11 protein-coding genes and 1 pseudogene are annotated in these 14,423 nt (G+C 45.3%); all 12 read left to right on the forward strand.

Going from position 1 to position 14,423, the window contains the following annotated elements:
- Nucleotides 1-73: 73 nt before the first annotated feature.
- The 12 genes and pseudogenes from JNUCC31_RS30190 to JNUCC31_RS30250 all read left to right on the forward strand — a co-directional run bounded on the left by JNUCC31_RS30190 (nt 74) and on the right by JNUCC31_RS30250 (nt 14,117).
- Nucleotides 74-1,840, forward strand: coding sequence for a glycoside hydrolase family 2 protein (locus tag JNUCC31_RS30190; RefSeq protein WP_192266987.1), 1,767 nt, complete (start codon nt 74-76; stop codon nt 1,838-1,840).
- A 43-nt stretch (nt 1,841-1,883) separates the two neighbouring features.
- Entirely contained in the window at nt 1,884-3,665 is a 1,782-nt protein-coding gene (locus tag JNUCC31_RS30195; RefSeq protein ID WP_192266988.1) for a glycoside hydrolase family 2 protein, read from the forward strand.
- Nucleotides 3,666-3,680: 15 nt separating this feature from the next.
- A complete protein-coding gene (locus JNUCC31_RS30200; RefSeq protein WP_228469317.1) occupies nt 3,681-4,691 on the forward strand; it encodes an aldose 1-epimerase in 1,011 nt (336 codons plus the stop codon).
- A 304-nt stretch (nt 4,692-4,995) separates the two neighbouring features.
- A pseudogene (locus JNUCC31_RS30205) lies at nt 4,996-6,251 on the forward strand (spore germination protein).
- A complete protein-coding gene (locus JNUCC31_RS30215) occupies nt 6,244-7,314 on the forward strand; it encodes a GerAB/ArcD/ProY family transporter (protein WP_192266990.1) in 1,071 nt (356 codons plus the stop codon). Before JNUCC31_RS30205 ends, JNUCC31_RS30215 begins: the two are co-directional and overlap by 8 nt.
- Entirely contained in the window at nt 7,311-8,405 is a 1,095-nt protein-coding gene (locus JNUCC31_RS30220) for a Ger(x)C family spore germination protein (protein ID WP_192266991.1), read from the forward strand. Before JNUCC31_RS30215 ends, JNUCC31_RS30220 begins: the two co-directional genes overlap by 4 nt.
- A 211-nt stretch (nt 8,406-8,616) precedes the next feature.
- A complete protein-coding gene (locus tag JNUCC31_RS30225; protein ID WP_192266992.1) occupies nt 8,617-9,357 on the forward strand; it encodes a methyltransferase domain-containing protein in 741 nt (246 codons plus the stop codon).
- Nucleotides 9,358-9,390: 33 nt separating this feature from the next.
- Nucleotides 9,391-10,542, forward strand: coding sequence for an NAD(P)/FAD-dependent oxidoreductase (locus tag JNUCC31_RS30230; protein WP_192266993.1), 1,152 nt, complete (start codon nt 9,391-9,393; stop codon nt 10,540-10,542).
- A gap of 172 nt (nt 10,543-10,714) precedes the next feature.
- Nucleotides 10,715-11,908, forward strand: coding sequence for an aminotransferase-like domain-containing protein (locus JNUCC31_RS30235; RefSeq protein WP_192266994.1), 1,194 nt, complete (start codon nt 10,715-10,717; stop codon nt 11,906-11,908).
- A gap of 45 nt (nt 11,909-11,953) precedes the next feature.
- On the forward strand, nt 11,954-12,262 hold the full coding sequence (locus JNUCC31_RS30240; RefSeq protein WP_192266995.1) for a hypothetical protein: 309 nt from the start codon (nt 11,954-11,956) through the stop codon (nt 12,260-12,262).
- 482 nt (nt 12,263-12,744) lie between these two features.
- A complete protein-coding gene (locus tag JNUCC31_RS30245) occupies nt 12,745-13,269 on the forward strand; it encodes a sigma-70 family RNA polymerase sigma factor (RefSeq protein WP_323374351.1) in 525 nt (174 codons plus the stop codon).
- On the forward strand, nt 13,266-14,117 hold the full coding sequence (locus tag JNUCC31_RS30250; RefSeq protein ID WP_192266996.1) for an SPOR domain-containing protein: 852 nt from the start codon (nt 13,266-13,268) through the stop codon (nt 14,115-14,117). The genes JNUCC31_RS30245 and JNUCC31_RS30250 overlap by 4 nt, the downstream gene beginning before the upstream one ends.
- Nucleotides 14,118-14,423: the final 306 nt, after the last annotated feature.

The following is a 14,423-nucleotide window of genomic DNA, read 5'->3' on the forward strand; positions in this document are numbered from 1 at the left end:
TCTTATATGTAAACCTGATGATAACGTTTTTCAGGCTCACGAGCCAAATACAGAGGAGATCGGAGAGAACAAAATGACAACTAAATTTTACAACAAGGATTATCCAAGACCGCAATTCGTACGCAACGAGTGGTTGGATTTGAATGGAGAATGGGATTTTAGCTTTGACGACAATCAGGCGGGTGAAAACGAGCGTTGGTATGACCAGAATCAATTCCCGGAAGGACTCAAAATTAAAGTTCCTTTTACCTATGAAACTCAGGCGAGCGGAATCGGGATCGAAACATTTCATCCGTTCGTTTGGTACCGCAAGCAGGTCACTATTCCCAAGGAGGTAGAAGGCAGGAGAACCATTCTGCATTTTCAGGGAGTGGATTATCACGCCAAATGCTGGGTGAACGGAACGGTTGTCGGTGAGCATGAAGGAGGGTACGCAGCGTTTTCGTTCGATATTACCCCTTATGTCACTTACGGCTCGGAGAACAACATTGTTCTTGAAGTAGAAGACAGTCAGAGTGCGATGCAGCCTCGGGGGAAACAACGCTGGGTGGATAATAATTTTGAATGCTTTTATGTGCAAAGTACCGGGATTTGGAAAAGTGTCTGGCTGGAGCATGTGAGTGAAGCAAGGGTTGAAGCAGTTAAGATGACACCCGATATTGATCGTCACATGATTCGATTGGACTTTCAATTGAATGGGATCGAAGGCAAGAACAACTTGCGTCTAGAGACACGGATTGAGCTGAAGGGTCAGCATGTGCAAACGATTAGCCTGTCTCCCGACAGACCCTGGATGACCGTGGAGGCCAGTGTCAAGCATGAAGCGGGCGGACCGTGGAAACAGATGTTGTGGTCACCGGACTCACCGAACCTGTACGATATCGAGTTTGTGATGTACGAAGATGAAAAGGAAATCGATCGGGTTCATTCCTATTTTGGTATGCGAAAAATATCGATTGAAAATGGGCAAGTTCTGCTAAATAATGCTCCGTTGTACCAAAGACTGATTTTGGATCAGGGCTATTGGACGGAGAGCCATTTGACCCCGCCTTCAGTGGAAGCGCTGATTGAGGATATCGATAAAATTGCCGAGATGGGATATAACGGAATCCGTAAACATATGAAATTGGAAGATCCCCGCTTTTTGTATTGGTGTGATGTAAAAGGCATGCTGGTCTGGTCGGAAATGGCGGCAACCTTCGAGTTTAATGATGAGGCCGTGAGTCGATTCACCAAAGAATGGCTTGAAATTGTCCCACAACAATACAATCATCCCAGCATCATAACCTGGGTTCCGTTTAATGAATCGTGGGGAATACCGACGATTGCCCACGAGGTAAGGCAGCAGCAGTTTACGCAATCCATTTATCATCTGACCAAAGCGATCGATCCCTATCGTCCGGTCATTACCAACGACGGATGGGAGCATACGGTATCGGATATTTTGACAATCCATGATTATGTGGAGTCGGGAGAAGCTTTTGTGGAACGGTATCAGGATAAGGACATGATCGTAAACAATAACATTGCTTCTAATCGATGGAAGTTTGCTTTTGCCGAAGGTTACCACTATAAAGGACAACCCATTATCATCAGTGAATTCGGCGGTATTGCTTTCCAATCGGATAAAGGATGGGGCTATGGCAATCAGGTGGACTCGGTTGAAGCCTTCATTGAGCGTTTCCGTTCCATTACCGAAGCGATCAAATCCATTCCTTATATTTCGGGCTATTGTTATACACAGGTCACGGATGTGCAGCAGGAGATTAATGGTCTGTTGACGGAAGACCGTAAACCGAAAGTGCCATTGGAAGTGATCCGCAAGATCAATTTGGCTTAAACCATCATGACAAATTACAGATTCAACGAGAACAGGAGTGCTGATGGCAATGGTACGAGAAGATTATCCTCGCCCGCAATTCGTGCGTGAACGTTGGATAAGTCTGAACGGGGAATGGGAGTTTGAGTTTGACGATGATTATCGGGGACATGCGGACAAATGGAATGAAGGGACCCGGGCGTTTAGCCGACGGATTCAGGTACCGTTCGCCTTTCAAAGCCAGCTTAGCGGTATTGCAGATCCGGATTTTCACGACAACGTCTGGTATAAAAGGAACTTTGAGATTCCGGAGAAATTCGCAGGCAAACGTCTACTGCTGCATTTCGGAGCCGTAGACTACGAAGCCACTGTCTGGGTCAATGGACAGATTGTAGTTCAGCATTCGGGTGGACACACGCCATTTCATGCAGATATTACGGATGCGCTACAGGAAGGGACCAACGTGTTGATCGTCCATGCGCTGGATTATAGCAGGGATGTGACGCTGCCACGCGGCAAGCAATTTTGGCAGGAACAGTCCGCACAAATTTTCTATACCCGCACTACTGGAATATGGCAATCCGTCTGGCTGGAAGCGGTTGAGTCCGTATATTTGCAAAAGGTGCGCCTTACACCGGATATCGATCGGAACGAGATCAACGTTACCACCTTTATTCAGAGAGATCATGGGAATCGGGATACACAGGACATCAGGCTGCGTGTGCAGATCGCCTATCAGGGAGAGCATTTGACGGAGGATGAATACCGGATCAACGGCAGGGAGGAGAGCCGGTCCATCGGACTTCATACGTTTAATGAACATGGACTGGGCAGGCTGTGGTCACCGGAACATCCCAATCTGTATGATATTCATTTCACGCTGCTAGTGGACGGTGTGCCAGTCGATGAGGTGGACAGTTATCTCGGCATGCGTAAAATCTCAATTGAACATGGCAAACTGTTTCTGAATAACCGTCCATATTTTATGAAGCTGGTTTTGGATCAAGGTTATTTCCCGGATGGCAACCTGACTCCGCCGAGTGACGAGGCGATCCGGCATGATGTGGAACTGACAAAGGAAATGGGCTTTAACGGTGCCAGAAAACACCAGAAGATTGAAGATCCAAGATATCTGTACTGGTGCGATAAGCTGGGTCTGCTGGTATGGGGAGAGATGGCAAATGCTTATGATTTCTCCGAACAATATGTTGCACAGATCACAAAGGAATGGCAAGAGGCGCTCGAGCGGGATTACAACCATCCATGTATTGTGGTCTGGGTACCTCTCAATGAGAGCTGGGGCGTTCCCAACATCCTGACCAGCAAGGAACAGCAATATCACGCCTTATCGATGTATTATTTGACCAAGTCGCTTGATTCCACCCGTCCGGTCATCTCGAATGATGGCTGGGAAATGGTACAAACGGATTTGTACAATATCCATGATTATGAATGGAGACGAGAAGTTCTGGAGGAACGATACCGTACCCGTGAAAATGCAGTGAATGTCCTGCCTGGCAGCCGGAAGCTGAGTGTAGGCGACTATCGCTACGAAGGTCAGCCCATACTGATTACCGAATTTGGCGGAATTGGTTATAAGAAAAGCGATTGGGAGGGCTGGGGTTACTCCGGAGCCGAGAACGATGAGGATTTTGCAGCCCGATTGCATGCCGTAATACAGCCATTGCTGGACTCCCCTGTCGTTGAAGGCTTTTGTTATACCCAGCTGACAGATGTGGAGCAGGAAATTAATGGTCTGCTAACGTATGACAGACAGCCGAAGATGCCGATGGAACAGATTCGGGCCATCATTACAGGACAGGGACTATTGGTCCCTGGAGAATAAGGAGGAGGACGTCTGTTGAACACAACGGAAACAAGCGATTCTTGGGAAGCAGATTATCAAGGGGAAAGAGCCATTTATCTGCGCTTTGGCTCCAGTGAGGCTGTTATGCTTCCGGAGATCGGTGGCAATTTGATCGCTTTTCGCGATCATGAACGAGGATTTCATTTCCTGCATGAGCCCTCACCCGACGAGATGGAATCATTCAAGGCAAGACCGATGATCCATGGCATCCCGGTTCTGTTTCCACCGAATCGTTATGAGGATGGACGGTTTGCCTGGAACGGAGAGACACTTCAGCTTCCGGTGAATGAAGAAGCAACTGGAAATCATTTGCACGGGTTTTTATATAATACACCCTGGGTAGTGGATGAATACGGGCATAGCCGGAAGGAAAGCCATGTATCCATATCAATTACCATTGATGAAGATCATCCGGTTTATCAACTTTTTCCATTCAGATTCAGCATCACATTACGCTATTCACTAAGTAGCGATGGGCTTATGCAGCATGTCAGAATTCGTAATCATGGAACAACCTGCATGCCGTGCCTGCTGGCTTTTCATACATCCATCAACGCCCCGTTTACCGCCGATGGCTCGGCACGGGATTACAGGCTCAAGCTGACCATTGGGGACAGATGGGAGCTGGATGAACGCATGCTGCCAACGACACATTTTCAGCCGCTGGTTCCAGAGGAAGAGCAGATGCGTGACTCCGGGGTATATCCGTTTTTTGCAGAGATGGATAACCACTATACGTCGGTATCGCAGAATGGACGGAATCGGATGGAGCTTCAGGATACGAAGAGTGGAATGACGCTGATCTATGATGTTGGAACGTCCTACAAACAATGGATGATATGGAACAATGGTGCGGAAGAAGGTTTTTTCTGCCCTGAACCCCAGATCAATCTTGTGAATGCTCCTAATCTGGATTTGCAAATTGCGGAAGCTGGATTATTCAGTATAGCGCCCGGAGAGATCTGGGAAGAAACGAGCAGATTGTATCTACGTCAAACGACATAGCGGGCCGATGTTGCTCGGCCGGCAGTTGCTTCACGAGTTAAAGGAAATGTATTTGAGTCACATGAACAATCAATAATAAAGCTGTGTTAATCAGACGTTGGTACTGAACCAACGTCTTTTTGTTTTGTCCGCATTCTGGTTGTTATGGACCAGAATGGCTTTCTGAATAAAGTTTTTTCTTAACGACATACTACTTCAAAAGAGGTGGTAAAATTTGCAGCGAATTCAGGAACAAGATCTTCACAGTATAGAAAAGCAGCTTAATGAACGTTTGGAGAAGAACTCGGACTTCATTAGCAAGACTGTGGTTATTGCCAATCAGGAGTTCAGAGCGTACTTTGTTGAAACTTTGGTTGATCTTCCAACTACATTGTCTGCTATTAACCAAGCGGCAAGCAGCAGTGAGAACGGTTCCTTAATGAATATGTTCAAGCCGCTTGAAGAACAAGCAATAATGTCGTTGGACGAACTGTGCAGCAGTCTGCTGAATGGAAAACTTGTTTTGTTCAATAGAGAAGGGCTGTCCACTGTCATGGAATCGGAGCATCCCGGTATTTCAAGGGCAGTAAGCTCTCCGGAGAGTGAAAATCCCCTTCAATCTGCGTTCGATGCATTTACAGAAGATATAAATAAAAATATCGGTTTGCTGCGAAAAAAGATGGTATCGGATCAGTTGGTGATTGAAAGAAGAGAGGCAGGAACCCAATCCACCAAGAAACTGGCCATGGTCTACCTTGAGGGAGTGGCCCGAACCAAAGTTATTGAGTCTATTCGGGATAAGCTGGAACAAAATAAGGACAAAGAGCTGACTACGGTAAGGGATCTACTCACCATATTGGGTCATTCCAAATTCGATATTACACCATCGTACATCTCGTCTGAGTTGCCAGTGGAAATAGTCCAACATTTAATGAACGGTAAAGTGGTTATTCTAATCGACCAATTTGCGTTTGCCTTTGCTTTTCCGGCTATCATAACAGATCTATGGTCAACAACGCTGGACAATAATTACCCGTATTTGTTTCAAGTATTTTTGCGAACCATACGGGCGATCGGCGCACTTCTGGCCATCACGCTTCCGGGCCTATATATCGTGCTTAATTCGGTGAATCCGGAATTGTTGCGAATCCAATTAGCCATCACGGTAGCTAAGAGCAGGGAAGGAGTTCCTTATCCTTCGTTGATCGAAATGTTACTGGTTATGCTGTTGCTGGAAATGATTATTGAAGCCACCATTCGACTCCCCAAAAACATCGGACCTACCATAACCATGATTGGTGGTATTCTCTTGGACAAGCCATTGTTCAGGCCAAACTCGTTAGTAATCTATTAATTATCATTCTGGTTGCTTCTGCAATTGCGAACTTTGTACTGGCGGGGTACATGAATACGACCGGGATTCGAATGTACAAATACGTTGTGATGCTCATCAGTGCCTTTTTCGGGATATGGGGCCTTGAGGCTGCGATGATCTGGATCATATTGTATTTGGCTTCGTTAAATAATTGCTCTGTACCTTACTTAAGTTTAAGTGTGAAAGGGAAGGTTTCAGATGAATAAAACTCAGATTCTAACCCTGTTTGTTCTGCTTCATCTTGCCTCCATCTTTTCCATTTTTCCCGAACGCATCATCTCTGCGACATCAAAAGGGCACTGGATAGCCATTCTGATCCTCTTCTTGGTAGAGCTGGTGGTTCTTTGGTTTTACTTAAAAGCTTTGTCTCAGTTCCCGGGGAAAACAGTGGTGGACATCTGTAATGACTCACTGGGCAAGTGGGGAACGAGACTCATCGTTCTGCCGCTGCTCGTTTTCCTATATATCGATTTGTTTTTGCTAATGTATTTTCAGGCAGGTGAAATTAAAGCCGTACTACTTCAGAGAACACCGCCAGCAGCAACGGAGGCTCTCTTCATCGTTCTCTGTTTCTATGCTGTGTGGAAGGGCCTCGGTGTAATGATTCGGGCTAGCATCGGATTGTGTATCCTGTTGATGCCATTCATCTTTTTCTCCATGCTGATCAGTATCCAAAATTTCAGAGCAAGCTTCATTTTTCCAATATGGGATAGCGAGATGTCGTTTTTCTCCCACAAGGATTTTTATGTTTGTACGGTAATTTCAGCTGGATTTCTGTTCCTTGGCATGATTCCCTCCAAGCAACACATTCGTTTTGGTAAAGCTGCTGCTGCGGTCGGTATCATTTTTGTATTCGCTTTGGCTTCTGTCTATGTTCCGCTTCTTGTATTCGGACAGGAAACCGTAGTGCATTTGCAATATCCCATGTTGATGGCATCGGATACCATTGATCTGGAGTGGGTTGTATTTGATTGGCTCCCCAGCTTTTACGTAGTAGCTTCCAGTGCACTGGGCATCCTGAAGGTTTCTGTTTTACTCTGGATTTTTGTATCTCTTCTACAACAGCTATTTATGCCGAAAATCAACCGAATATGGATTCTTTCCTCGGCGTGCGTTTCTTTGTATCTTATTAGTCTGTGGATACCGGATATCAACGCTTTGAATTCATATCTTTATTTTAATTCTTACTTTTGCGTTTATAGTGTTATCGGTTTTCCCGTCATTGTATTCCTCGCGGCCCAATTACGGCGAAAGAAGGTGAACACATGAGCATGCGAATCATTAAGACACTGATGATAACGCTATCCATGATCATGCTGCTTGCGGGATGTTGGGATACGAAGGATATTAACAAAGAATATCTCCCTGTCGTCATGGGCATAGGAAAAGGTAACAGGGAAAAGTACAGGATCATTCTCCAAATACCTGATGCAACAGGAAAAACCCAAATTCTGGACAAAGAGTCCAAATCCATCAGTAAAGCCATCGATTTGATACGTACCGATTCCGAAAAAAGCATTGAGTTGGTGCATCTGAGGTTGTTTCTAATCGACAAACAGGTCGCCCAGCAGGGGATTGACAATGTTATCAACTTTGCCGTGAGAGCAAACGACGTTTCGATCAAAGGACTGGTAGCGGTCATTGACGGTGATTTCGAAAAGACGATGTATCATCAGATCTCGCCAACACCTGAAATTTCTTCATATGACTTTTTTAGCCCGGAAGCCGGATGGACTCCCAATCAATCCGTCGTTAGAATATGGGAAGCCTTCCAAAGTCAAAATTCATATTCGGAAGATATGGCGATCCCGATGCTCAAAAACGGAGTTCGAACCTTGTTTACTTTTAAAGGAACAGCTGTCATGCGGGACGATCGCATGGTGGGAACACTGAATCAGGAAGAGACTCTTTTGTTTAATTTATTCAAAGGAAAATATACCGGGGGAACCATTGAAATGTCAAAGAACACAAGTGTTCTGATTGAAGACGCCAAAATCAAACATCGGACCCAGTGGTCGGAGAAAGGCCCGTCACTCCAAACGGATGTTGTTCTCAATGTAGTGATTACGGAAAGCCCTGAAGGAAAAGGCAATGCGTTAATTGAGAAAGAAATGCAGGAAGATTTGAGCCGACAATTTAATAAGACTGTAAGAAAGATTCAATCCCTGAAATCGGATGTACTGGGCGTAGGGATGATTTTCCGTCCCCAATTGTCGGAGGAAAAGCTAAAGGATTGGAAAACCAAGTGGTTTCCGAAGTTGGAACAAAAGATTAATGTTCGTGTCAACGTTCTGAACGAAATCTATTTTAAAGAGGATACACTCGATAATGAGAATCAGGGAAATTTGATAAAGCAATAACTTGTGTTATGAAGTTGCCTTATTTGGCAGATTTTTGCGTTTGAAAGTGATGAATGGGAGATAAGCCAGTCTGTTTGAAAGCTTTTGAAACCAAAGCTTCTGAGACCTCACGTTTATTAATAAGATGAAATGTGGCTGTTCTCAACATAACAACGATTACTACGAAGTAGTAAGGGGTAGGAGTATTCCTCTTTGGTAAAGGAGCGGGATCATGTCTTTCTTTAGAACACTATCGGTAAGGGCAAGGGAAGACGAACTGATGGATGATTTCTCGATGGGTGGAGAAGAGTTGAGCGAAGCGCTTAAGCACCTGAGGAGGCTGAACAAAATATTCGCTGCTCCAGGTCCAACCCGGGCAGGGGTGGAGAAGTTATGGAGATCGATTGGAAGTCCAGATCAATTGACTCTTCTTGATGTGGGAGCAGGTTCAGGTGACGTAAACCAGAAGCTGCTGCAATGGGCGGAGCAGAAAGGAATTCTACTTGAGATCACCCTTGTTGATCTGACGGAAGAGGCATGTGAGGAAGCCAGAAGACTTTTTCGAAACGAACCCAGGATTAAAGTACGGCGTGCGGATGTCATGGAATTGCCGGAAGGCTCAGCAGATATCGTGACTGGCTCCCAGTTTGTCCATCATTTTGAGGGGAAGCAACTGGTTGATATGGTCTCACATATGCTGCGTGCCTCCAGATATGGCGTTGTAATTAATGATATTCATCGGCATCCCGTATCCTACGCAGCCGTTTGGATTACCACGCGAATAATCTCAAGGAATCGGTATATTCGTCATGATGGACCGCTGTCTGTTGCAAAAGGATTCACAGGAAGGGATTGGCGGGACTTGAAAAAACAGCTGAACCACGACACGATGACCTATGAATGGAAGCCTCTATTCCGATATTCGGTTGTCATTCCGAGTAATCGGACACGATCGAAGTCTAATGGGCTGTAACCATAATGCATAACGAAGGGCGGGTATTATGAAGTGTCTAAGCCAATCGATGTCATTGTCATCGGAGCAGGAATTGCTGGCAGTACCTGTGCGTTGCAGCTTGCCAAACAAGGGCATCGAACACTTCTGCTGGATCGGCAGGAGTTTCCGCGTCACAAAACATGCGGTGAATTTATGTCCCCTGAGACAAAAGAGATGCTGGAGTATCTGGGGATCTATCTGCTTGATCAAGAGATCATGCCCAGCAACATAGATCTTGCCAAAATCATTATGCCTCTGGGCGGGGAGATAAAAGCTCCGCTGCCAGGATCGGCTTATGGGATTAGCCGTTATGAGCTGGATCGGATTCTACACGAAGAAGCTGTAGCTTCAGGAGTTGAGATTATTACGAAAGCAACGATAACGGGTATTCAGCAACTTGACGATCATAGCTATGAAGTAGCGGCGAAACGAGGTAACGATCGAATATGTTACAGAGCGAGAACCGTCATTGGCGCCCATGGTACGAAGAAGCTGCGTGGAGTGAATTCAAAGGCAGAGCTGTATGATAAAACGGTATATGTCGGTATCAAATCTCACTACAGGGGAATCGCCATTCCCTCGCAGATAGAGCTGTATTTTTGCAAGGGAGGATACGTCGGTATTTCACCGATTGAGGGTGGTATCGCCAATGTAGCAGCGTTGTTGACATTGGATGCGGTACAGGGCAGTGGAAAGTCTGTTCCGGATATATTGCAGGCCGCGTCTATAACCAACGAGAGATTGGCAGCAAGGCTCGCCGAGGGCAGTTCTGTCCAAGGAACACAGGTTTCTGTTGCACCACTCCATCTATCCAAAGTTCCTGAACCATGGTCCCAATATCCGCATATTGGTGATGCCATGCTGATGATCCCCCCCTTATGCGGGGATGGGATGTCCATTGCGCTTCGTTCCTCGCTATTGTGTGCTGAATGGACTGATAAATATCTTCGAGGCAGTATCAGCTACACCCAGTGGCAGTCCGAGTATTCGAAGGAAGCGAATCAGGAATTCACTCAGCTGCTCCGACGGGCACGCAGAATCCAGAAGCTGGCTTTTGCCAAAACCAATAAATTCTATCCGGGTCTGGTCCGGGTCATTCCTGGTCTGGCGACTTATTTGGTTAAGGCAACACGATTATCGGAAATGAATCTCGTCCATCGATGACGATTGGTAAGTCAATTCCATATGGAAAGGGGCAGTTTATATTGCCTCTTTTTTTTGCTTTCACGTGAATTTTGACGAGACCGTTTAGAAATCTGGCGAATGCTCGTATAATAGAATCTAATGTAAAGTTAGAAACAAGAGTCCAATTTGAAATCAGGAGGCATTATTTTAAATGAACTATACATTTTCCAACCGCATTGCTGCACTGCAGCCATCAATTATTCGTGAGATTCTGAAGGCCACTTCGGGTCAAAATGTAATTCCATTCTCGGCGGGAAATCCCGCTCCGGAAACCTTTCCTATAGAGGCCATACGAACATTCACCCAGTCCATTTTGGAACAGGACCCTGTAACAGCACTGCAATATGGAATTACCGAAGGTTATGCACCGCTACGCGATACCTTAAGCCAGCACTTGCAAACCGGCTTTGATACAGGCAAAGCGTCGGATGAACTGTTTATCGTATCCGGTGCCCAACAGGGAATTGAACTTGCTTGTAAAGTGTTCTGTAATGAAGGGGATACAATTATCTGTGAGAGTCCCAGCTTCATCGGTTCCCTGAACTCCTTCCGGGCTTCGGGCGCCAAGCTTGTCGGGGTTCCCATGGAAACGGACGGCATGGATATCGAGAAGCTGGAACATGCCCTGCAAACGGAAAAGAATGTGAAACTGATTTACGTGATTCCGAGTTTCCAAAACCCGACCGGCATTACCACAAGCCTGGAGAAGCGTAAGGCCATTTATGATCTTGCCAAGAAGTATAATGTCATGATTCTGGAAGATAACCCATACGGAGAGCTTCGATTCAGTGGAGAAGATGTAGCGACGATTAAATCAATGGATGACGAGGGTCTGGTTATTTATGTAGGTTCCTTCTCCAAAATCCTGTCTGCCGGGCTTCGCGTCGGATATGTTCTGGCACCTCATGAAGTTGTGCAGAAGATGGTTGTCGCCAAGCAGGGAGAGGATGTACATACAGCCATGCTGCCACAGATTTTGGCATACAAGTTCATGACGGAGTATAACTACGCCGAGCACATTAGCAGCATCCGAGACATCTACCGCAGAAAATCTGCCTTAATGATTAGTAAGTTGCAGGAGCATATGGGCGAGTCCATTACCTTTACCCATCCGGATGGTGGCCTGTTCCTCTGGTGTGAACTGCCTGCCCACATCCCAATGTTGGATTATGCCAAAACAGCTGCCGCTGAAGGTGTAGCCGTAGTTCCGGGCACTGCTTTTCTCGTTGATGAGAGTGAGCCCTGCAATGCCATCAGACTTAATTTCTCAACACCATCCGATGAGCAGATCGTGAAGGGAATTGAAAAACTGGGACAGGTTCTGAACAAATTTGGATTGAATTGAACCAGTGATATTTCATATAAATTTATACATTTTGGAGGCACATCTATGAATCAACGTTTTCGGATCACTCGTTCCATGCAAGAAAATAATGGAGAGCAGTCCATCTCTTTGGAGGAGTGTAAGCAGTACTTTGCATCCAAACCAGACTTTACATATTCGCCTGTCCTGACCGTCCAAGGACCTGAGAGTGTCATGTCCATCGATGGGGATTTCTTCATGTGGAAATATGAGGACTTGCAGATTCCATTCCGTCTTTATATGGGGGATCTGTATGTTGCGATTGTGAATGAAGCTGTCGTTCCGCTAATGATTGAGGTGGCAACAGATTTGCGAGCTGATGTGGTCGAAGGATAAGCATAAAAGTGTCGGGGAAGTCGCTAATCTGGCGGCTTTTTTTGCTGTGAACCTATTCGTTAAAAACATATAAATCCAATGAGAGAAAGGGGTTTTTGCGCAATGTCGTTCTTTAATCGTGGATCGGGAGACTGGGCAATTTGCGGATCCATCTAAATTAAAGGAAGTGGCCTATCAAGGGCTGTTATCGGGAATGCTGAAGTTTGACCTTTCCGAACATCCATGAACAAATAAAATTTTTTTGCGGGAGAAGCCACATCGTTGAGGTGCGAGCCTTAGCCATACCGTTTCAAAAGTAAAAGTAAAGAACGCCTATGGGGGGCTTTTTTTGGTTTGGGACGATATATTTTTTTGTTCCCGGATAAAAAAATTCATTGTCTTAAAACTTTTTTAGACTTTCCGCTGTCTAACATGCGAAACAACATACAAAGTAAGCTTTATTAAAAATGCGGCAATAATCAAAATATACAGTCGCAGCGGGGGTGGACAAACTGAGCAAGGTGAGTACAGCACTAACTGAACAGCAGTTCAGTGATCGTCTGGAGGCATGTAAAGAAAAGCTTTATCGCTTCGCGTTCTCTTATGTGAAAAATGAACAGGAAGCATTGGAAATCATATCCGAAGCCTCTTATAAAGGTTTTCTATCTTATGAAAAAGTGAATAGTCCTGATTATTTTGAAACCTGGATGACTCGGATCGTCATCAATTGTTCTCTGGATCACATCAGACGAAAGAAGAAATACACGTATATGGAAGACAGTACAATACCGTTTGCAGCCGAAGAGAGTTCCATGGGGCTTGAAGAGCAATGGGATTTATACGAAGCACTTGATCACCTGCATCCCGAAGATAGGGCATTTATCGTTTTGAAATTTTTCCAGGATCAGCGATTCAAGGATATGGCGGAGGTACTGTCCCTGCCGGAAAGCACGGTGAAGACCAGGTTCTATAAGATCTTAAACAAACTCAAAAAACATCTAACCAAGGAAGAGGTTGATTTTACATGACAGGAAAAGAACGATATGAACAGATCGATATTCCATCCGGTCTTTCCGGAGTTATTCAGCAAGCCCGTCAGCGCGCACGAAATCAAAAACGAAGAAAAATGGTGATCTGGCGCAGTTCCTCCCTGGTTGCTGCTTGTGCTGCGGTGATGATAACAGCCAACGTACCAGGTGTGGCCAAGGCATTATCCGATGTACCTGTTATAGGTTCTGTCGTCAAAATTCTGCAAGTTGGTGGTGGCGGGGAGCGCACAGATGGGGTTTCGGTTACAACGACCAAAGAATCGGATACACTAAACATTAATTTTCAGATCGATGGTGAACAGATCACATCTGCTCCATCATATACTGTGGATCACAAGGAAGGGCCGAATCGCTTGATCTTCACCTTCAATGGGGTGCGTCATCTGGATTATGACAAGTTGGAGAAGGATATTAAAGCACTTAAGAATGTAAAAGATGTCTTTCAAAATATCATTTTGGATGATTCCGCGATTGGCTTTGTGGTTGAACTTAAGGATGATGTGGATTATTCCGTGTCAGAGTATCAGCAGCCAGGATATATTCAGTTGAAGCTTTCTTCCGATCGGAAGTCAACACAAGCGCATGAACTTTTCTTCGTGCGAAGCGAAGACATGGAGCAGGGTGAAGCACTGGCCATGTTGGCTGAGCAGTATTTTGCTGATGGCAGCAGTGTTGTGAAGACTCGAAATGGAAAATTCACCGTCGTCATGGGTGCCTTCGACAATCAAGCAGATGCAGAGAAACACCTGAAAGAATTTACTGACCGGAAAGACTACAGTGAACCACTGCATGTCGACAGCTGGATGAGTAATGAAAATCCGCAATAATGAAAGAAGCCTGCCCTAGCGCAGGTTTCTTCTTGTAGACTTTATTATCTGAAGTCCATTTCCGTTATCTTTTACGAGTCGCCTATTGGCGGCTTTTTTTGTTGTAACTATGAGAAGTACAAATCTGTAATCTTACATCGTTGTCAGTTTTGTGTAAGTTTGATCGATAGGAGCTGAAGTGGCCTTAATATACACTTAAATCAATTCAACGCACTACATTCACACCTTTAGGAGGCCAAACAATGAAAAGTGCATATGCGGATCAATTGAAAATAGGAATTAAAAATAAACCATTTATTCGGTTGA

The organism is Paenibacillus sp. JNUCC-31, from assembly GCF_014844075.1.
Lineage (GTDB): Bacteria > Bacillota > Bacilli > Paenibacillales > Paenibacillaceae > Paenibacillus.

Bases quoted from the DNA above. Each gene is read 5' to 3' on its own strand.
- JNUCC31_RS30190 (WP_192266987.1), top strand. From the start codon at position 74: ATGACAACTAAATTTTACAACAAGGATTATCCAAGACCGCAATTCGTA.
- JNUCC31_RS30195 (WP_192266988.1), top strand. From the start codon at position 1,884: ATGGCAATGGTACGAGAAGATTATCCTCGCCCGCAATTCGTGCGTGAA.
- JNUCC31_RS30215 (WP_192266990.1), top strand. From the start codon at position 6,244: ATGAATAAAACTCAGATTCTAACCCTGTTTGTTCTGCTTCATCTTGCC.
- JNUCC31_RS30220 (WP_192266991.1), top strand. From the start codon at position 7,311: ATGAGCATGCGAATCATTAAGACACTGATGATAACGCTATCCATGATC.
- JNUCC31_RS30225 (WP_192266992.1), top strand. From the start codon at position 8,617: ATGTCTTTCTTTAGAACACTATCGGTAAGGGCAAGGGAAGACGAACTG.
- JNUCC31_RS30235 (WP_192266994.1), top strand. From the start codon at position 10,715: ATGAACTATACATTTTCCAACCGCATTGCTGCACTGCAGCCATCAATT.
- JNUCC31_RS30240 (WP_192266995.1), top strand. From the start codon at position 11,954: ATGAATCAACGTTTTCGGATCACTCGTTCCATGCAAGAAAATAATGGA.
- JNUCC31_RS30250 (WP_192266996.1), top strand. From the start codon at position 13,266: ATGACAGGAAAAGAACGATATGAACAGATCGATATTCCATCCGGTCTT.